This is a genomic window from Streptomyces sp. NPDC020747 (assembly GCF_044334695.1).
In the GTDB taxonomy this organism is placed as follows: Bacteria; Actinomycetota; Actinomycetes; order Streptomycetales; family Streptomycetaceae; genus Streptomyces.
Genome location: NZ_JBIRTJ010000013.1, coordinates 54,689 through 73,715, shown reverse-complemented (window position 1 = coordinate 73,715; position 19,027 = coordinate 54,689). Strand labels below are relative to the sequence as shown.

15 protein-coding genes and 1 pseudogene are annotated in these 19,027 nt (G+C 72.0%); 9 read left to right on the top strand and 7 right to left on the bottom strand.

Annotated elements, in window-relative coordinates:
• Window positions 1-4 precede the first annotated feature (4 nt).
• Window positions 5-595: a hypothetical protein gene (locus ACH4YP_RS30910; protein WP_398493910.1), complete on the bottom strand. Its 591-nt coding sequence runs from the start codon at window positions 593-595 to the stop codon at window positions 5-7.
• A gap of 96 nt (window positions 596-691) precedes the next feature.
• Window positions 692-1,648 (bottom strand): 16S rRNA (cytosine(1402)-N(4))-methyltransferase RsmH, encoded by a 957-nt coding sequence (gene rsmH / locus ACH4YP_RS30905; protein ID WP_398493908.1) that lies wholly within the window; start codon window positions 1,646-1,648, stop codon window positions 692-694.
• Between the two features lie 424 nt (window positions 1,649-2,072).
• Between rsmH and ACH4YP_RS30900 the strand changes: the two genes are divergently transcribed.
• The 4 genes from ACH4YP_RS30900 to ACH4YP_RS30885 all read left to right on the top strand — a co-directional run bounded on the left by ACH4YP_RS30900 (window position 2,073) and on the right by ACH4YP_RS30885 (window position 7,620).
• Window positions 2,073-2,621, top strand: coding sequence for a beta-class carbonic anhydrase (locus tag ACH4YP_RS30900; RefSeq protein WP_398493906.1), 549 nt, complete (start codon window positions 2,073-2,075; stop codon window positions 2,619-2,621).
• Window positions 2,622-2,825: 204 nt separating this feature from the next.
• Window positions 2,826-3,863 (top strand): MoxR family ATPase, encoded by a 1,038-nt coding sequence (locus ACH4YP_RS30895; protein WP_361058085.1) that lies wholly within the window; start codon window positions 2,826-2,828, stop codon window positions 3,861-3,863.
• Window positions 3,863-5,212: a DUF58 domain-containing protein gene (locus ACH4YP_RS30890; RefSeq protein WP_361058083.1), complete on the top strand. Its 1,350-nt coding sequence runs from the start codon at window positions 3,863-3,865 to the stop codon at window positions 5,210-5,212. Before ACH4YP_RS30895 ends, ACH4YP_RS30890 begins: the two co-directional genes overlap by 1 nt.
• On the top strand, window positions 5,209-7,620 hold the full coding sequence (locus ACH4YP_RS30885; RefSeq protein WP_398493904.1) for a DUF3488 and DUF4129 domain-containing transglutaminase family protein: 2,412 nt from the start codon (window positions 5,209-5,211) through the stop codon (window positions 7,618-7,620). Before ACH4YP_RS30890 ends, ACH4YP_RS30885 begins: the two co-directional genes overlap by 4 nt.
• Window positions 7,621-7,911: 291 nt before the next feature.
• Here ACH4YP_RS30885 and ACH4YP_RS30880 read toward each other — a convergent pair whose 3' ends face one another.
• The 3 genes from ACH4YP_RS30880 to ACH4YP_RS30870 all read right to left on the bottom strand — a co-directional run bounded on the left by ACH4YP_RS30880 (window position 7,912) and on the right by ACH4YP_RS30870 (window position 10,558).
• The gene (locus tag ACH4YP_RS30880) at window positions 7,912-8,313 is read right to left on the bottom strand and encodes a DUF3040 domain-containing protein (RefSeq protein ID WP_361058079.1); all 402 of its coding nucleotides are present in this window, start codon (window positions 8,311-8,313) and stop codon (window positions 7,912-7,914) included.
• A 289-nt stretch (window positions 8,314-8,602) separates the two neighbouring features.
• On the bottom strand, window positions 8,603-9,430 hold the full coding sequence (locus ACH4YP_RS30875) for a class I SAM-dependent methyltransferase (protein ID WP_398493902.1): 828 nt from the start codon (window positions 9,428-9,430) through the stop codon (window positions 8,603-8,605).
• A gap of 519 nt (window positions 9,431-9,949) precedes the next feature.
• Complete coding sequence (locus tag ACH4YP_RS30870) at window positions 9,950-10,558, bottom strand: SAV_6107 family HEPN domain-containing protein (RefSeq protein WP_398493900.1); 609 nt, start codon at window positions 10,556-10,558, stop codon at window positions 9,950-9,952.
• A gap of 180 nt (window positions 10,559-10,738) precedes the next feature.
• Here ACH4YP_RS30870 and ACH4YP_RS30865 point away from each other — a divergent pair.
• From ACH4YP_RS30865 to ACH4YP_RS30845, 5 genes and pseudogenes are all read left to right on the top strand, one after another.
• A pseudogene (locus tag ACH4YP_RS30865) lies at window positions 10,739-11,600 on the top strand (ATP-binding cassette domain-containing protein).
• Entirely contained in the window at window positions 11,572-13,656 is a 2,085-nt protein-coding gene (locus ACH4YP_RS30860) for a YhgE/Pip family protein (RefSeq protein ID WP_398493899.1), read from the top strand. The pseudogene ACH4YP_RS30865 and the gene ACH4YP_RS30860 overlap by 29 nt, the downstream one beginning before the upstream one ends.
• 11 nt (window positions 13,657-13,667) lie before the next feature.
• Window positions 13,668-14,309 carry a TetR/AcrR family transcriptional regulator gene (locus ACH4YP_RS30855; protein ID WP_398493897.1) on the top strand — a complete coding sequence of 214 codons (642 nt, stop codon included), beginning with the start codon at window positions 13,668-13,670 and terminating at the stop codon, window positions 14,307-14,309.
• Between the two features lie 372 nt (window positions 14,310-14,681).
• Window positions 14,682-15,296: a DUF4126 domain-containing protein gene (locus tag ACH4YP_RS30850; protein ID WP_398493895.1), complete on the top strand. Its 615-nt coding sequence runs from the start codon at window positions 14,682-14,684 to the stop codon at window positions 15,294-15,296.
• Between the two features lie 91 nt (window positions 15,297-15,387).
• Complete coding sequence (locus tag ACH4YP_RS30845; RefSeq protein WP_398493893.1) at window positions 15,388-16,899, top strand: phytoene desaturase family protein; 1,512 nt, start codon at window positions 15,388-15,390, stop codon at window positions 16,897-16,899.
• 76 nt (window positions 16,900-16,975) lie between these two features.
• Here the strand turns inward: ACH4YP_RS30845 and ACH4YP_RS30840 are convergent, their stop codons facing one another.
• Window positions 16,976-17,986, bottom strand: coding sequence for a hypothetical protein (locus tag ACH4YP_RS30840; RefSeq protein ID WP_361058064.1), 1,011 nt, complete (start codon window positions 17,984-17,986; stop codon window positions 16,976-16,978).
• Window positions 17,987-18,043: 57 nt separating this feature from the next.
• On the bottom strand, window positions 18,044-18,967 hold the full coding sequence (gene metF / locus ACH4YP_RS30835) for a methylenetetrahydrofolate reductase [NAD(P)H] (protein ID WP_143637886.1): 924 nt from the start codon (window positions 18,965-18,967) through the stop codon (window positions 18,044-18,046).
• Between the last annotated feature and the right edge of the window lie 60 nt (window positions 18,968-19,027).

Sequence of the window (19,027 nt, the reverse complement as noted above, 5' to 3'; positions counted from 1 at the left end):
TCCGTCACCTGCCGGGATTCGTAGCGGGCTGCGTGGGCTGGGGGGACGGCTCGGTGCCCGTCTCCGCGAGCGGCTCGGGCGCCGCGGTGGGCACGGCGGACGTGGTGGGCGCCGGGGTCTCGGCGGGCGTCGGGGGCCCGGCGGGTCCCTGGCTCCCGGTGGGCGTCGGGGACGGCGCGGGGAGGAGCACCTCGGGCGGGCGGATCACGGGGACCGACACGGACGACTGCTCGGCGGCCGCGCTGGGAACACCGCGGACGCTGCCGTCGGGGTTGAGGAAGGCCGGGTCGCCGCCGGGCACCATGCCCAGCTCTTGGGCGCGGCGCTGGAGGGCGTCGGGAGCCGAGTAGGCGTCCACGTCCCGCTGGAGCGCCTGCTCCTCGTCGGTGAGGCTCTTGGTGTCCCGCTGGAGGTCGTCGAGCTGGAACGACCCTTCGCTGAGCGCGGAGTTCAGGACCAGGAGTCCGATCAGGCCGCCGCCGAGCAGCATCACGACCAGGAGCACGAACGGCGTACGGGCGGCCTGTCCGGGGCCTGTCGGGAAGAGTCGCGCGAGCCGGGCCGCCCGCCCTCTCAGTTCGGGTCTGTTACTCACTCGCCCTCCCGCTGAGCCGGCGTTCTCGGCTGGTGGGTCCGGGCCTGCGACCCACGCGTCCGGTGAGTTCGGTTGTCCAACTCACGCACCCTCCCGTCACTCGGTGTCCTCCCTGACGCGCTGCGCCCCGCGCAGCCGCGCGGGGGCGGCACGCCGGTTCTCCGCGACCTCTTCCTCGGTGGGGAGTTCGGCACCGCGCGTCAGAAGCTTGAGCCGGGGCTGGTAGCGCTCGGGGACGACCGGCAGGCCGGGCGGCGCGGTGTTGGCGGCTCCCGCCGCGAACACCTGCTTGACCAGCCGGTCCTCCAGGGAGTGGTAGGACAGCACGGCGATCCGGCCGCCGACGGCGAGTGACTTCACGGCAGCGGGGATCGCCCTCTCCAGGACGGTGAGTTCGCCGTTGACCTCGATGCGCAGCGCCTGGAAGGTTCGCTTGGCGGGGTTGCCGCCGGTGCGCTTGGCGGCCTGCGGCAGGGAGTCGCGGATCAGCTCGACGAGCCGCGCGCTGTTGCTGAAGGGATCCTTGTCGCGTTCGCGCACGACCGCGGACACGATCCGCTTGGCCTGCTTCTCCTCGCCGTACGCCCGCAGGATCCGGACGAGTTCACCGGGCGGGTAGGTGTTGAGGACCTCGGCCGCGCTGATGCCTGTCGTCTGGTCCATGCGCATGTCGAGCGGGGCGTCCTGGGCGTACGCGAAGCCGCGTTCGGCCTCGTCGAGCTGCATGGAGGAGACGCCGAGGTCGAAGAGGACGCCCTGGACGCGCGGGAGGTCCAGTCGGTCGAGCACGTCGGGGAGTTCGTCGTAGACCGCGTGAACCAGGGTGGCCCGGTCGCCGAAGGGGGCGAGCCGGTCCCCGGAGAGGCGCAGCGCCTCCTTGTCGCGGTCGAGGGCGACGAGGCGGGCCTCGGGGAAGCGGGCGAGCAGGGCCTCGCTGTGGCCGCCGAGGCCGAGCGTGCAGTCGACGACGACCGCTCCCGGCCGCTCCAGCGCGGGTGCCAACATGTCCAGGCATCGCTGGAGCATCACCGGGACATGTCGGCTCTGGGTCAAGGGGGCCCTCTCAGGTCCGGCACGGCGCGCACGCACCGCCGGGTCCCCGCCCGCTCCGTGAAGGGGAGGCCTGCCGGCGCCGGAAGCGTCAGCCGACCGGGAGCGGGAGGAGGCCGAGCCGTACGTACGCGCCGCGCACGTGGGGAGGTCCCGGCTCGTCACCGGTCCTCCGGGGGACAGCAGTCCAGCAGGGAGGGTGTCCGCCTCCCGACTTCGCGTCACTTTAGTCCACGGTCTCCCGCGGTCAACGAACCGGCCTGCGCGTCGCGACTCTCGGCCCGGATGAAGCGCCAAACCGGGTTTTTCCACCCGTACGGGCGTAGTCGATCCACCCTTGTGGGTTACCTCACAACAACGCTCATTGATGTTCTTTGTCCCCTCTCACAGCAGGCCCGGACAGCGTGTGACCACTACCGTTATAGATATGACGACTTCCGCATCCGTTCCCACAGAGCCCGGAGACGCCATAGCCAACGGCGGCACCGTCACCGACCGCCTCGTAGAGGCGAACGAGCGGTACGCCGCCGCGTTCACCGACCCCGGCATGGACGCCCGTCCCGTGCTGCGTGTCGCGGTCGTGGCATGCATGGACGCCCGCCTCGACCTGCACGACGCGCTGGGCCTGGAGCTCGGCGACTGCCACACCGTCCGCAACGCGGGCGGCGTGGTCACCGACGACGTGATCCGCTCCCTCACCATCAGCCAGCGCGCGCTCGGCACCCGCAGTGTCGTACTGATCCACCACACCGGCTGCGGCCTGGAGTCCCTCACCGAGGACTTCCGGCACGACCTGGAGATGGAGGTCGGCCAGCGCCCGGCGTGGGCCGTGGAGGCCTTCCGGGACGTCGAACAGGACGTGCGGCAGTCCATGCAGCGGGTGCGCACCTCTCCATTCCTTCTGCACACGGACGACGTACGTGGTTTCGTGTTCGATGTGAAGACGGGCCTGCTGCGTGAGATAGACCCCACCTGACGCGAGTTGGACCCTCTCAAAGACCCCAGGCCGTGACATATCGCGGCCAGTTATCCACAGGCGAGTGACACGAACAGGTAACGGCAACAAGAATGCGGGTGTGGCGTCACGCGGGACCACTCGCGCGTGGTGTCCGTGTTTCGGGGTGGGCCGGTCCGCATCGCAGAGCGTCGGCCCGGGAAAGAACGGGCCGAGGAGGGCCGGGTGACGACCTATGACGATCGAGCGAGCCTTACAGATCTGACCGCCACTGTGGAGAGAGTCCGCAGTTCGGTGGAGGAAGTGATCGAGGGCAAGCCTGAGGTCGTACGGCTTTCGCTGACCGTACTGCTCGCCGAGGGGCATCTTCTGATCGAGGATGTCCCCGGCGTCGGCAAGACCATGCTGGCCAAGGCACTGGCGCGGTCCATCGACTGCTCAGTGCGACGTATTCAGTTCACGCCCGACCTGCTGCCCTCGGACATCACAGGTGTGTCCATCTGGGATCAGCAGCGCAGGGACTTCGAGTTCAAACCGGGTGCGATCTTCGCGCAGATCGTGATCGGTGACGAGATCAACCGCGCGTCGCCCAAGACACAGTCGGCGCTCCTGGAGTCCATGGAGGAGCGCCAGGTCACGATCGACGGCACGACCTACGAGCTGCCCAGCCCGTTCATGGTGGTGGCCACACAGAACCCGGTCGAGATGGAGGGCACCTACCCGCTGCCGGAGGCGCAGCGCGACCGTTTCATGGCCCGGGTCTCCATCGGCTATCCCAGCGCGGAGGCCGAGCTGCAGATGCTGGACATCCACGGCGGTGCGTCCCCCCTGGACGACCTCCAGCCGGTGGCGCACGCGCACGAGATCGTCAAGCTCATCGACGCGGTCCGCAACGTCCACGTCGCCGACCCGGTGCGGCGGTACGCCGTGGACCTGGTCGCCGCCACCCGCAACCACCCGGACCTGAGACTCGGCGCCTCGCCGCGTGCCACGCTGCACCTGCTGCGCGCGGCCAAGGCGTCCGCTGCCCTCAGCGGCCGGGAGTACGCGCTGCCGGACGACATCCAGGCCCTCGCGGTGGCCGTCCTGGCACACCGGCTGCTGCCCACCGCCCAGGCGCAGTTGAACCGTCGTACGGCCGAGCAGGTCGTCCTGGAGATCCTCCAGCGCACGCCCGTGCCCGCGGCGCCCCAGTCGCCGGGCGGTCTGGCGATGGGCCGGGGCTCGTCCGCCTTCGGCTCGCAGCCGCCCCGGAGGCTGTGATGACCACCGGGGGGATGCCGGCGCAGGCCGAGGACGACAAGGGCGGGCTGCGTACGGCACTCGCCGGTCTCACCACGCGCGGGCGGTCCTTCCTGGCCGCCGGCATCGCGGCCGCGATCTGCGCGTACGTCCTGGGGCAGAGCGATCTGCTCCGGGTGGGGCTGCTGCTCGCCGTGCTGCCACTGGTCTGCGCGACCGTGCTGTACCGCACGCGCTACCGGGTCGCCGGCAGCCGGCGCCTGTCCCCCGGGCGGGTGCCCTCGGGGTCCGAGGCACGGGTCCATCTGCGGATGGACAACGTCTCCCGGCTGCCCACCGGCCTGCTGATGCTCCAGGACCGGGTTCCGTACGTGCTGGGGCCGCGGCCCCGGTTCGTACTGGACCGGGTCGAGGCGGGCGGCCGTCGCGAGGTGTCCTACCGAGTGCGCTCGGACCTGCGCGGCCGCTATCCACTGGGTCCCCTGCAGCTGCGGCTCAGCGACCCGTTCGGGATGTGCGAACTGACCCGCTCCTTCTCGACGTACGACACCCTGACCGTCATCCCGCGCGTGGAGGCGCTGCCGCCGGTGCGGCTGACGGGCGAGGCGAAGGGGTACGGCGACGGGCGGCAGCGCTCGCTGGCCCTGGCCGGCGAGGACGACGTGATACCCCGCGGCTATCGCTACGGCGACGATCTGCGCCGGGTCCACTGGCGTCTGACCGCGCGCTACGGCGAGTTGATGGTGCGCCGCGAGGAGCAGCCGCAGCGGTCCCGCTGCACGGTGCTCCTCGACACCCGGGGCATCGCCTACGACGGCGCGGGCCCGGACTCTGCCTTCGAATGGGCGGTGTCGGGCACGGCGTCGACGCTGGTGCACATGCTCGAACGGGGCTTTTCGGTACGGCTGTTGACCGACACCGGCACCTCGGTGCCCGGCGAGAGCGCCGACGGATTCGCCGGAGCCAGCCAGGAGTCCGCGGACGCCGCCGGACTGATGATGGACACCCTCGCGGTGGTCGACCACTCCGACGGTACGGGCCTGTCACGGGCGTACGACGTGCTGCGCGGTGGCAACGAGGGGCTGCTGGTGGCCTTCCTCGGCGACCTGGACGAGGAGCAGGCGACCGTGCTCGCCAAGATGCGTCAGCGCAGCGGCGGAGCCGTGGCCTTCCTGCTGGACAGCGAGACGTGGGTGCACGGCGCGGCCGACGAACAGAGCGAGGAGCGGCTACGGATGCTGCGCGAGGCGGGCTGGACCGCCCTGGCCGTGCCGCCGGGCATCGGCCTGGCCGACCTGTGGCGGGAGGCGGACCAACAGCGCAACGGGGTCGCGTCGACGGGAAGTACGGCAGGGGGCGGTGGCTCATGAGCGGGCGCGCGCGACTAGCGCTGTGCGCCGTGGCGGCGACACTGATGGCGGCCGGCGCGCTGCTGCCGCTGGTCGATCCGGCGACCTGGATCCTTCAGGCGGCGTTCCTGCTCGGGGTGCAGACCGCGGTGGGCGCGGCGACCCGGCGGGTGCCCCTGGCGCGGGCTGTGACGATCGCGGTTCAGGCGCTCGTGACGCTGACACTGCTGACACTGTTCTTCGCCCGCGAGCAGGCCATCGTCGGGCTCGTGCCCGGCCCGGAGGCGTTCCGGCACCTCGGGGAGCTGCTGCAGGCCGGCGGGGACGATGTCGGGCGGTACTCGATCCCGGCTCCGCTGTCTCCCGGTATCCGGCTGATGCTGGTCGGCGGGGTCGTGGTGATCGGGCTCGCGGTGGACGCCCTCGCGGTGACGTTCCGCAGCGCGGCCCCGGCCGGACTGCCGCTGCTCGCGCTGTACTCGGTCGCCGCGGGTCTCTCGGAGGGCGGTGGCGCGAGCTGGCTGTGGTTCGTGCTGGCGGCGGCCGGCTATCTGGTGCTGCTGCTGGCCGAGGGACGTGACCGGCTCTCGCAGTGGGGCCGCGTCTTCGGCGGCGGACCCCGGACTCCGGGGACGGACGCCTCGGCGGGCGCGGTCGCGCCGATCCGCACAGGGCGGCGCATCGGCGCCGTGGCACTCGGCATCGCGCTGGTGGTGCCGCTCGCCCTGCCCGCGCTCGACGGCGGTCTGCTGGACGGCACCGGGACCGGTGTCGGCACGGGCTCCGGCGGTGGCGGCACGATCTCCGCGGTGAACCCGCTGGTCTCGCTCCGCGACAGCCTGAACGTGGACGAGGACCGCGAGGTCATGTCGTACCGCACCAACTCCGAGGAGACGCAGGATCTCTATCTGCGGATCGTCTCGCTCGACGAGTTCGACGGCACGGCGTGGAAGCCGGCCAAGCGCCATGTCGACGACGTCCCCGGGTCGTTCCCGACACCGCCGGGCCTCAGCGACGACGTCCGGCGCACCGAGATCCAGACCAGGATCTCCGCGGCGGACTGGTACGCACAGGACTGGCTGCCCATGCCCTACCCCGCCAGCGCGGTGGGGATCGGCGGCAAGTGGCGGTACGAGCCCGTGGGCCGCACGCTCGTCGGCGACCACGGGCAGACCACGCGCGGCCTGGAGTACACGGTCAAGAGCCTGATCGTGCAGCCGACCGCGGAGCAGCTCGCCGACGCGCCGGAGGCGCCCGCGGCGCTGAAGCGCGAGTTCACCAAGGTCCCCGGGTCGCTGCCGCCGATAGTGGCGGAGACGGCACGCGCGGTCACGGTCGGCTCGGCCAACAACTACGAGCGCGCGGTGAAGCTCCAGGACTGGTTCGCCCTGAACGGCGGCTTCACCTACGACACGGAGGTGCAGGTCGGCAGTGGCTCGCAGGCCATAGCGCGCTTCCTGAGGGACAAGGAGGGCTTCTGCGTCCACTTCTCCTTCGCGATGGCCTCGATGGCCCGCACCCTGGGCATCCCGGCCCGCGTCGCGGTGGGCTTCACGCCTGGTTCGCCGCAGGCCGACGGCACGAACTCGGTGGGCCTGCGGGACGCGCACGCCTGGCCCGAGCTGTACTTCGAGGGTGTGGGCTGGACCCGCTTCGAGCCGACCCCGAACCGGGGCACGGTCCCGGAGTACACCCGCACGGACACCCCGGGCAACGCGCTCCCCAACCCGGACCTTCCCTCGCGCTCCTCGTCCTCGGCGCCGTCCGCCGAACCGTCGAGCAGCGAGAGCTGCACGGCGGCGGAGAAGAAGCTGGAGCAGCCCTGCGGCAGCGAGTCGCCGCAGGCGGCGTTCGGAGCCACGGACGACGGACCGCCGTGGTTCGCGATCCTCGGGTTCACCCTGGCCGGGCTCGCCCTGCTCGCGGTGCCGCTGCTGCCGATGCTGTGGCGGATGCGGGCCCGGTCCGTGCGGCTCGGCTCGCACGGGCGCACCGAGGCGGACGCCGCGGCCGCCACCCTGGCGGCCTGGCAGGAGGTGACCGACACGGCGTGGGACTTCGGTATCGCGCCGGACGACTCCCAGACGCCCCGCAAGGCGGCGGCCCGGATCGTCCGCATCGGGCATCTCGAAGCGGAGGCCGCTGCCTCCGTCCACCGGGTCGCCGACGCGGTGGAGCAGGTCCTGTACGCGCCGCGTCCTCGGCCGACCCCGGGTCTCGCCGATGACGTACGCCGGATGACCGCGAGCCTGCACGCCACGGTCGACCGCGGTACGCGCCTGCGCGCACTGCTCGCACCGCGCTCGGCCGTACGGGTGGCGTGGGCGGCGTCCGACAGCTGGATCGCGCTGAAGTCCCGGGCCATGGCCCGCTGGACGGCGGCCGTGCGCCGCCCGTCGGGACGCCCGTCGGGGCAGAGCAGCGGCTGAGACCGTCCGGCTCGGAGCCGGAAAGGGGGGCCTACCCGGGTCGGGTGGGCTCCCCTTCGCGTTCGCCGCGCGGCTTCCGTTTCGCGTGCTCTTTTCTTTGCTGCCGCGTCGGCGGGACAAGGCTCTGGCTACGGCTCAGTCCGCCTCGATCCCCGTCTCAGCGAGCAGGCCGAGGGCGGCGGGGGGCCGGGGCAGGGCCTGTCCCAATCCGCGGCCGGGCACGCTGAAGGGGCGGCCACCCCAAGGTGGTCACCCCTTACGTGTGTGCGTCTGTCGGCCCGGGCCCGGAGGCTACTGGCCGCCTTCGTCACGGCGCTTCTGCCAGCGCTGTTCGATGCGATCCATCATGGAGCGCCGCTGCCGGCCCTGACTACGGGCCTGCGGAGCGCCCGGCGCACCCGCGGCGGGCTGTTCACCCGGCTTGGGGGCCTTGCGCCAACCGGTTACGGCGAGCACCGCGCAGCCCAGCATGACGAGAAAACCCACCACGCTGACCCAGATCTGCTGTGCGACCATTCCGGCCATGAGGAGCGCGATACCTACGAGGAAGCCGGCGACCGCCTGGTAGACCCGTCGCCGGGTGTACGTACGCAGCCCGCTTCCCTCAAGCGCTGTCGCGAACTTGGGATCTTCGGCGTACAGCGCTCGCTCCATCTGCTCGAGCATTCGCTGCTCGTGCTCCGAGAGCGGCACGGCGTCCTCCTCATCGTGCAGTCGCCGGGGCGACCGGGGGTCCCCTTCAGGATAGGCAGGGAATCGCCCCCGTGAAACCCGCCCCTCTGCGCCAATTCGCCAACCGGAACCCGCCATGGCGTTCCGATCCACTGAGGCGTAGATTCCCCAGCGACCGGCCCGTCATGCCGGACGGTCTCCCTCGATCATACGGCTCCGAGCGCCCGATCGGGGGGCCTGTGGCGTACTCCATCTGCCGTCGCGCCCCTGATCAGCGGCGCGTCCTTACTCCGCTCTTACGGAAGGCCGCTCAGGCCTCGGCGGACTCCTGGGTCTCACCGAGCACGTGAAGCTGCGTCGCCACGGAGTGGAAGGCGGCGAGTTCGGCCGCTGCGGCCTCCAGCTTGAGCAGGGCGTCCAGGGCCCCGGGTTCGGTGTCCACGAGGACGCCGGGCACCAGGTCCGCGAAGACCCGTACCCCGTGCACGGCACCGACGCGCAGGCCCGCGCCCTCGACCAGACCGGTGAGCTGATCGGCCGTGAAGCGCCGCGGCACAGGATCACCCTCGCCCCAGCGGCCGTCCGGGTCACCGAGGGCGTGCCGGGCCTCCGTGAAGTGCCCGGCGAGGGCGCGCGCGAGCACCGCGCCACCGAGCCCGGCGGCGAGCAGGCTGAGCACGCCTTCGGGACGCAGTGCCCCGACCGCGTTGCGGAGACCGTCGGCGGGGTCGTCCACGTACTCCAGTACGCCGTGGCAGAGCACCGCGTCGTAGCCGCCGCGCTCGACGACGTCGAAGAGGCCGTGGGCGTCGCCCTGGACTCCCTGGACGCGGTCGGCGACGCCGGCCTCGGCGGCCCGGCGCTCCAGCGCGAACAGCGCGTTCGGGCTGGGGTCGACGACGGTGACGCGGTGGCCCAGGCGGGCGACGGGCACCGCGAAGTTGCCGCTGCCGCCTCCCGTGTCGAGGACGTCCAGCGACTCCCGGCCCGCTGCCTTGACCCGGCGGTCGAGGGCGTCCTTCACAACGTCCCAGACCACGGCGGTACGGAGAGAGGCGCGGGGGCGGGAGGGGTCGGAGCGCAGCGATGTCGGCTGAGGGCGGGGGTGGGAGACGGGCGGGCGCATCGGGTCCGACACGGCAGTTGACTCCTCGGCACGGCCGCCGCCCTTGCGTACGGCGGAGCGATGGGGCGATGGGGATACCTCCCCCGCCCTGTCCGGCGCCGGGGAGATGCAGGCGTCCCAACCTTATTGCCTCGCGCCCCGTCACCGGCCCTCCGTCTCGCGCGCCGGACGCGGTCCGTCTCCGGCCCCGCCTGGCGGGCGAACCGGCGGCGAAACGGCGGGCGAACCGGCGGACGAACCGCCGGACGAATCGGCGGGACCTGCGGACCCACCCGGCACCGACCTGCCCGGCGGCGAGCGCCACGGAGGGCAGCCGCGCCACGCCGGACGGCGGCCCGCGGCGGACGACCTGGGCGGTCTCCGGCGCCCCGACACCGCCCCTGCGGCCCTCCGTGCTCCCGACCGGCCACGGGGCCGCACACCGGCCCACAGGCCCGTACGGGCCCGCACGCCCGCACAGGCCCGCACAGGCCCACAGGGACGGTCTCCGGAGGCCCCTGACGGCGCCTCGGCCGCCGTCCCGGACGCCGTTCATCCCGCGTCCGGCACGTCCGGCACGTCCGGCACGTCCGGCACGTCCGGCACGTCCTGTGCCCCGCGATCGGGCTCCTGGTAGGGCTCCCGGTCGCGCTCCTGCCGTGGCTGTGGCAGGACCGGCTGGAGCACCAGCATGCGCTCGACGAGGCGGAGGAACATCGCCACGTCGCGCAGCAGGTCGTCGGCGTCGCGGATGGTCGCCGCGCCCTGGATGCCGGCCTCGGCGCGGGCGCGGCGGCGGGCACCGGCGGCGAACAGCGCGCTCCACTCGGCGAGTTCGGGTGCTATCTCGGGCAGCACTTCCCAGGCGCTCCGGATCTTGGCCCGGCGCCTCGCGCTGGGCTCCGGGCGCCCGCGGGCGGCGAGCACGGCGGCGGCGGTGCGCAGGGCGGCGAGGTGGGCCGTGGCGTACCGCTCGTTCGGCGTTTCCAGCAGGGCTGCCTCGTCCAGTCCGGCACGGGCCTGGGCGAGCAGGTCGAGGGCGGCGGGCGGGGCCGTGGCCCGGCGGAGCACGGGGTGCACGTCGCTCGGCGGGCCGGTCAGTGAGGGGGCAGGGCCGGTGGCGCGTCGCCGACGGGCGGCGGCTGCGTGGTAGGTGGCCATGACGAACCTCCTGTCGTCTGTGTGACGGCTCTGTGGCCGTATGTGTCCATCGTGAGGTATGCCACTGACAATCCGTTCTGACCTGGGCTTTTGCTTCGATCACAGGTTCGGTATAGCTTTTGCACTGACCAGTCAGTTCAAAAACCGGTCGACTCAAGAGCCCGGAGAGTGGGGGAAGTTGTGGACGGTCCGCACGGACTCGGCGTAAGGGCCGAGGACTTCGGGCTCAAGGGGCCCCGCGGGTGGGCGTTCCGCGGTATCGGCGTCGACGCGGAGCCCGGCTCGCTGATCGCGATCGAGGGGCCGTCGGGCTCGGGGCGTACGTGTCTGCTGCTCGCGCTCACCGGGCGGATGAAGCCCACCGAGGGGCAGGCGCGGGTCGGGCAGTTCGGAGCTGCCGAAGCAGATGGCGGCCGTCCGCCGGTTCAGCGCGCTGGCCCACGTACCCGGTGTCACCGACCTGGAGCCCGCCCTGTCCGTCGCCGAGCACCTTCGGGAACGGGCCCTGCTCCAGCGGCGGTTCGGCGGTTCCGTACGCGGGCTGCTGCGGCCGCGCTCGGAGCGGGTGACGGAGGCGCGGCTGCGCGTCGACAGCGCGCTGGCCGCCGCCGGGCTCGACCGGGAGTCGCTGCCCAAGGGGTCCCGGACCGCGGTGCGCGACCTGGAACGCGTCGAAGCGCTGCGGCTGTCCGTGGCGCTCGCCCTGATCGGCCGTCCCCGGCTGCTGGGCATCGACGACACCGATCTGAAGCTCTCGGGGGCCGAACGGGCCGAGGTCTGGGCGCTGTTGCGCTCGCTGACCGAGGCCGGGACCACGGTCGTGGCGGTGTGCAGCGAGGCGCCCGAGGACGCGGTCGTGGTGTCCACGGGACCGACCGACGGACCGGCCCGCCAAGAAAGCCGGAAGACCCGGAAGGTCCAGAAGCACTGGCAGGACCAGGACGACCAAGGCGACCAAGGCGACGAGGGCGACGAGGGCGACCAAGACGACACGGAAGACAAGGAGACCGCGGATGCGCTCGCCGAAGCTGGCCGCGCTTGAGCTCAGGCGCTTCGGCAGGGGAAGGCTCCCGCGCGCGGCCCTGGTCGCGCTCCTGTTGCTGCCCCTGCTGTACGGCGCCCTCTACCTGTGGTCGTTCTGGGACCCGTACGGCCGTCTCGACCGTGTCCCCGTGGCGCTCGTCAACGACGACAAGGGGGCGACGGCCGCCGACAAGAAGATCGTGATGGGTGACGAGATCACCAAGGGGCTGCGCGAGAGCAAGACCTTCGAGTGGCACGAGGTGAGCGCCGCCGAGGCCCGCGAGGGCGTCGAGAACGGCAGTTACTACCTGTCGCTGACGATGCCGTCCGACTTCAGCGAGCGGATCGCCTCCAGCTCGGGCGACTCGCCGGAGACGGGCGCCCTCCAGGTGCGTACGAACGACGCGAACAACTACATCGTCGGGCAGATCTCGCGGACGGTTTTCGCGGAGGTACGGACGGCCGCCTCGACCAAGGCGTCGCGGTCGTTCCTCGACAAGATCTTCGTCTCGTTCTCCGACATCCACGGGGAGACCGCGAAGGCCGCGAAGGGGGCCGACACGCTCAAGGGCGGGATCGGGAAGGCCAAGAAGGGCTCGAAGGACCTCGCGGACGGCCTGAAGGACGCGGAGGCGGGCAGCGGCAAGCTCTCCGCCGGTCTGAAGAAGCTCGACAAGGGCGCGGGCGACCTGGAGGACGGTTCGCGGCAGGTCTCGGAGGGGACGCAGACGCTCGCGGACAAGGTCAACGGCGTCGCGGACAAGGTGGGGCCCTTCCTGAAGGGCAACGAGAACGAGATCGGCGACACGGCTCAGCTCGTCGCGGACTCCGCCTCGGCGATCCGCCGCAACCTCGACACGCTGGTGAAGACGGCCCCGACGGCCGCCGAGGACGCCCACACGGCCTCCGACGCGCTGAACGGCGTCTACAAGGCGCGCTGCGAGACCCTGCCGCTGCCCGACGCCGCCTGCCCCGAGCTGAAGAGGGCGAAGGAGGCCGCCGCCGACGTGGCGAAGGTCGCCGACGACGTCAACACGCTGGTGGCCGGCCAGGACGGCGACCTGGACACGCTCGACAGGCATCTGGCCGCCCTGGAGAAGCAGGCCCAGGCGCTGGCCGACCGCTCGCCGCACCTCTCCGAGGACCTCGCCACGACCGTCGCCAAGGTCAACGCGCTCAACAAGGGGGCCGGAAAGGTCGCCAAGGGGGCGAAGACGCTGCACACGGGGCTCGGCACAGCCAAGTCGGGCGCGGCCGACCTGGACAGCGGTGTCGGCGAGCTCAGTACGGGCGCGGGCGACCTCGAAGGGGGCATGTACAAGCTCGTCGACGGCTCGGGAAAGCTCGCCGGCGGACTGCACGACGGCGCCGGCCGGATCCCCGACTACGACAAGAGCGACCGCGACCAACGCACAGAGGTCATGGCCGACCCCGTACAGCTCGCCTCGAAGGACCTGCACAAGGCGCCCAACTACGGCACCGGTTTCGCCCCGTACTTCATTCCGCTCTCCCTGTGGGTGGGCGCGATGGTGGCCTACATGCTGATCCCGCCGCTCAACCGGCGCGCACTCGCGGCGGGCTCCTCCGCCTGGCGCATCGCGCTGGCGGGCTGGCTGCCGGTGGCCGCCCTGGGGGCGCTCCAGACGGTCGCGCTGATGTCCGTACTGCACTGGGGAATCGGCCTGGAGATGGCACGCACGGCCGGGACGGTGGGCTTCCTGTTCCTGGTGACGGCCTGCTTCGCGGCGATCGTGCAGTGGCTGAACGCCCGCTTCGGAGCGGCCGGCCGGATCCTCGTCCTCGCCTTCCTGATGCTGCAGCTGACGTCGGCGGGCGGCACGTATCCCGTGCAGACCAGTCCGGGGTTCTTCAACGCGATCCACCCCTTCATGCCGATGAGTTACGTGGTCGACGCCCTCAGGAGGCTCATCACGGGCGGCGGCCTCGGGCCGGTCTGGCAGGCGTGCGCGGTCCTCGCCGCGTTCACCGTCGGCGCCCTCGCGCTGACCGCGGTGTCCGCGCGGCGACGGCAGGTGTGGACCCTCGACCGGCTGCACCCGGAGCTGAGCCTGTGACAATCGGAGCCATGGAAAGCAGCAGGACGGTGGACAGCGGCGGCGGCCGGAGACAGGCGACCCGGCAGAAGCTCTACGAGGCGGCGGTGACCCTCATCGCGGAACAGGGCTTCTCGGCCACGACCGTCGACGAGATCGCCGAACGGGCCGGTGTGGCCAAGGGCACCGTCTACTACAACTTCGCGAGCAAGTCCGTCCTCTTCGAAGAGCTCCTCCGGCACGGAGTGGGACTCCTCACCGCCTCCCTCCGGGAGGCGGCGGAGGGGACCGCCCGGGACGGCGGCAGCAAGGTCGACGCACTGGACGCGATGATCCGGGCGGGCCTCGTCTTCATCGACCGCTACCCGGCCTTCACACAGCTGTACGTGGCGGAGCTGTGGCGCACCAACCGGGCCTGGCAGTCCACCCTGATGGTGGTCCGTCAGGAGGCCGTCGCGGTCGTCGAGAACGTCCTGCGCGACGGGATCGCGAACGGCGAGCTGAGCGACGAGATCGACACCCCGCTGACGGCGTCGGCGCTGGTCGGCATGGTGCTGGTGGCAGCCCTGGACTGGCAGGCGTTCCAGCCGGAGCGCTCCCTGGACGACGTCCACTCGGCGCTGTCCCGGCTGCTCCAGGGAAGGGTCGGCGGGGACGGACTCGGACGCAAGTGATCGCGCACAAGTAGAGCGCCGGTCCGAAGTGGCCGCGTCCCCCGCGGGCCACGCCGGACCGGCGCCCCTCTTGTGCTCCCCCGTGTTTCCCCGTACTCCCCGTTGGTTCCCCCGTTCCGGTCTCCCCCGGGTCCCCCCGTGCCTCGCTCCCGCCGAGTTTCTCGGCGGAAGGAGCGGACAAGGGCGCTGCACCGTTCCGCCGCCCCGTGTCGGCGGTACCGGAGCCGCGCCCCTTTCCGTGCCTCCACTCTCTCGTTCACGCAGGTCGGCACCCATCCGCGCGCGTACTCAACTCACTCCCTAGGTACGGATACTCAGCCGTACGCACTCATGCCCAGGACGCGCCGTTGCCGACTGGTTACGATCGCCTCCGTGTCCGTACTCCCCCTGGTCTTCACCAGCGGCTGGGCCAGCGGCGTCAACGCGTACGCGGTGGTGCTGCTCCTCGGCCTCTTCGGCGCGACCGGGCTGACCGACGAGGTGCCCGAGTCGCTGCAGCGCCCCGAGGTCCTCATCGCGGCGGGTGTCCTGTTCGCCTGCGAGGCCGTCGCCGACAAGATCCCGTACGTGGACTCGGTGTGGGACAGCGTCCACACCGTGATCCGTCCGGTGTCCGGGGCCGTCGTCGCGGCGCTGCTCGCCGGGCAGAGCGGTTCGCTGTCCGAGCTGGCGGCCGGGGCGATCGGCGGCTCGTCGGCGCTTGCCAGCCACGTCGTCAAGGCCGGGACGCGGATGGCGGTCAACACCTCACCGGAGCCGTTCAGCAACTTCGTGCTGAGCACCGCCGAGGATCTCGGGGTCGCCGGGATCATCACCTTCGCGATGTTCAACCCGCAGGCCGCGGCGATCATCGCGGCCGTCCTGCTGGTGACCGGTCTGGTGGTGCTCTACTTCCTGGTCTCGCGGATCAGACGGTTCCTGCGCCGCAGGGCCCAGCGCCGCGAGGAGAAACGGCTCGCGGAACGGGTGGGACGCCCACCGGGCTGACCCGGGACCGACCTCCGGCCGGCCCTGGGGTCGGCCTCCGCCGCACAGGCCCGGAGACCGGCTGTCAGTGGCGGCCGATAAAGTCCCTGGCATGGCACGAATTGCGGTGATCGGCGCAGGCATGGGCGCGATGGCGGCCGCCGCCCGGCTGGCCGTCGCGGGCCACCGGGTGGTGGTGTACGAGCGCGCGGCGACGTACGGCGGGGCGGTGGGCCGCTTCGAGCGTGACGGCTTCGCCTTCGACACCGGCCCGGGGCTGCTCCAACTGCCCGCGGTCTACCGCGACCTGTTCGTCAAGACGGGCAAGGAGCCCCTGGAGGCCTGCGTCGACCTGGTCCAGGTCGACCCGGCGGCACGGCACGTCTTCGCCGACGGCACGGAGGTCTCGCTGCCCAACGCCTCCCGCGCGGGGGTCGTCTCGGCCCTGGACGAGGCCCTCGGGGCGGGCGCCGGCAAGCGCTGGGGCGACTTCCTGGTCCGGGCGCGCGAGGCCTGGGACCGGACGCGCCGCCCGCTCCTGGAGGAACCGCTGTGGCCGAACTGGCAGGTGCTGGCCGAGCGCGAGCCCTACCCCGCGCCGCGGCAGCGCCGACTGCTGCGCACCCGCACGGCAGGGACCCTCGCGGAGGTCGGCGCGTGGGAGCTGGCCGACCCGCGCCTCGCCACCCTCCTGGAGAGCCACGCGCTCGCGTACGGCCTCGATCCGCACACCGCCCCGGCGAGCGCGGCGGTCCTGCCGTACATGGAGCACGCCTTCGGCGCCTGGTATCTGCGCGGCGGCATCCGGGAGTTGGCGCGCGCCGTGCACGAGCGGTGCCTGGCCCGCCGGGTGGAGTTCGTCTTCGACGCCGAGGTCGTCTCGGTCACGGAGAAGGACGGCCGGGCCGCGGGCGTGGAGCTGCGCGACGGGACGGTCGCCGAGGCGGACTTCGTGGTGGGCGGCCCGCCGGAGCTGCTGGAGGCCCTGACGGGTCGCGACAGCCTGTACGAGGGTGACGTGCCCGAGTCGCACCCCGCGTCCCTGACCTGTGGAAAGGTCGTCGTCTGCCTCGCCCTGCGCGGCCCGCGCGAGCCCGGCGCCGTACACCGCACGGTGGTGCACACGACGGACCCCGCCGACGAGCGGAACGTCTTCGGGGCCGGCAAGCCGGCCGAGCGGCCCACCGTGTGGGTGGACCGGCCGGACGACGCGCTGCTGCGTCCGGACGACGACCACGAGTCCGTGGTCCTCACGGCGACGGTGCCGTCCCTGGCGCACCACGACTGGACGGCCGAGGGTGCCGCCGACGCCTTCGCCGACCGCATGGTCACGGCCGCCGAGCGGGCCGTACCGGGCCTGCGCGAGCGCCTGCTGTGGCGCGAGGTCCGCACCCCCGTGGACACGGAGCGGGAGACCGGTGCCGGGGGCGGCGCCGTGCCCGCTCCCGCGCTGGCCGGTGTGGGCGGCACGCTGCTGCGGCCCGCCAACAGCACCCGCATACCGGGCCTGTTCGCGGTCGGCGGCTGGGCGCACCCCGGCGGCGGACTGCCGCACGCGGGCATGTCCGGCGCACTGGTCGCCGGACTCGTCGTGGAGGGGCCGGACTTCAGGGGCTCGCAGTGAGTGACGGTGACGGGGCGGCGACCGGGGCACGTTGAGCCCCGGCCGGCACCGGCTCGCTCAGAGAACCGGTACTGACTCAGAACCGGTACTGCTCGTCGTACCCGCCGCCCTGCTGTCCGTTGCCGCCATTGTTCCCGTTATTCCCGTTGCTGTCGTACGGATACTGCTGCTCCGGCGGGAGTTCGCCGCCGTACGGGTCCTCGGTGTTGCGCTGCTGCGGCACCCAGACACCACCGGCCGGGGTCTCGCCGCCGTAACCGCCATTGGTGGCGTACGGGTCCTGGGTGTAGCCCTGCTGCGCGTACTGCTGCTGCGAGGCGTCGTAGGGCTGGCCGTACGACGCGGCATCATAGGCCTGCGTGCCGATGTACGGGTCGGAGTAGGCGGCGTACTGCTGCTGCCCGGCGTCGTAGCCGTACTGCTGCTGGTCGTAACCGGAGTAGCCGTCGTACCCGTAGTTCTGCGGGTCCTGGCCCTGCTGTCCCTGGCCCTGCTGTCCCTGAGCCTGCTGTCCCTGAGCCTGCTGTCCCTGGGCCTGCGCGGCGGCCGCGTACGCCGGGTCGGTGGCGGCGGCGTAGGCGGCGTCGCTGTAGACGCCGTATTGGCCCGTGTCGTCGGGCAGCGGCTGCGGTTCGTAGACGGAGGTCGACCCGGCGCCGGTCTCGGGGCGTTGTCCGAAGACCGAGTCGTCGCGCCCGTAGGGGTCGTCCTGGCCGAAGCCCTGGCTGGGAAACGTCGTGGTCTCCGCGGCGTGGAGGTCGGTGACCTCCAGCGTCGGGTCCTTGCGCTCCTCGCCGCGGCGGCGCTTGCTGGCGCCCGGCCGGCCGCCGCTGAGGCCGTTGACGGCCCAGCCGGAGGCGAATCCACTGCGGAAGGAGAGCGTGACGTACGTCTGTCCGACGGCGAAGGCCGCGGCACCAAGGCCGATGACCAGCACGTTCGGAATCAGGACACCGAGGACCACCCCGAGGAAGCCGGCGAAGGCCAGCAGCCGCCAGCGCAGCCGCGCCTTGTACTGCAGCAGTACCTCGCCGAGCAGCCATAGCGCGACGATGCCGAATGCGATGTAGAGGACCGTCCAGCCCATGTACGCCCCTCTCCCAGGTGACCGCTACGCAGTGTGTCGTACGACGATGCGACCGGTCTAGGCCTGCTGTGGGTGATGCAGGCCCAGGTTCTCGTAGATTTCCAGCGTCGCGGTGGAGTTGTTCAGCGTAATGAAATGCAGTCCGGGGACTCCCTCGGCCAGCAGCCTCGCGCAGAACTCCGTGGCGAACTCAATGCCAATGGAGCGTACAGCCGCCGGATCGTCCTTGGCTGTGAGGATCCGCTCTTTGAGGGCGTCGGGGAACGAGGCGTTGCTGAGCTTGGGCAACCGCTCCAGCATTTTCACGCTGGTCACCGGCATGACCTCGGGGATGACCGGGGTCTCGCAGCCCGCCGAGTCGACCCGGTCGCGCAGCCGCAGATACGACTCCGGCTGGAAGAACATCTGCGTGATCGCGTAGTCCGCGCCGGCCCGGCACTTGTCGACGAAGTGCGCGACGTCACGGTCCCAGTCGGCCGAGCGCGGGTGCATCTCGGGGAAGGCCGCGACACCCACGCAGAAGTCGCCGGACTCCTTGATGAGCCGGACGAGTTCGGCCGCGTACGTCAGGCCCTGGGGGTGTGCCACCCAGTCGGCCATCGGGTCGCCGGGCGGGTCGCCGCGCACGGCGAGCATGTTCCGGATCCCGGCGTCCGCGAACTGCCCGATGATGTTGCGCAGCTCAGCGATGGAGTGGTTGACCGCGGTGAGGTGGGCGACCGGGGTCAGGGTCGTGTCGGCGACGATCTGCTGGGTCTCCTTGACCGTGCCCGCCCGGGTCGAACCGCCCGCGCCGTACGTCACCGACACGAAGTCGGGGGCCACGGCCTCGACCCGGCGCAGCGCGTTCCACAGGTTCCGCTCGCCCTTCGGGGTCTTCGGGGCGGAGAACTCGAAGGAGTACGTCGCCTTGCCGGTCGCGAGCATGTCACGCACCGTGCGTGCGCGGTCCGTCCTGGTGGATGCAGATCCGAGGGCCATACCCGCAGGTTAGCCAGGGGGCGCCGGTCCCCCAACCGGATCCGGAGAATTTGCCCGTTT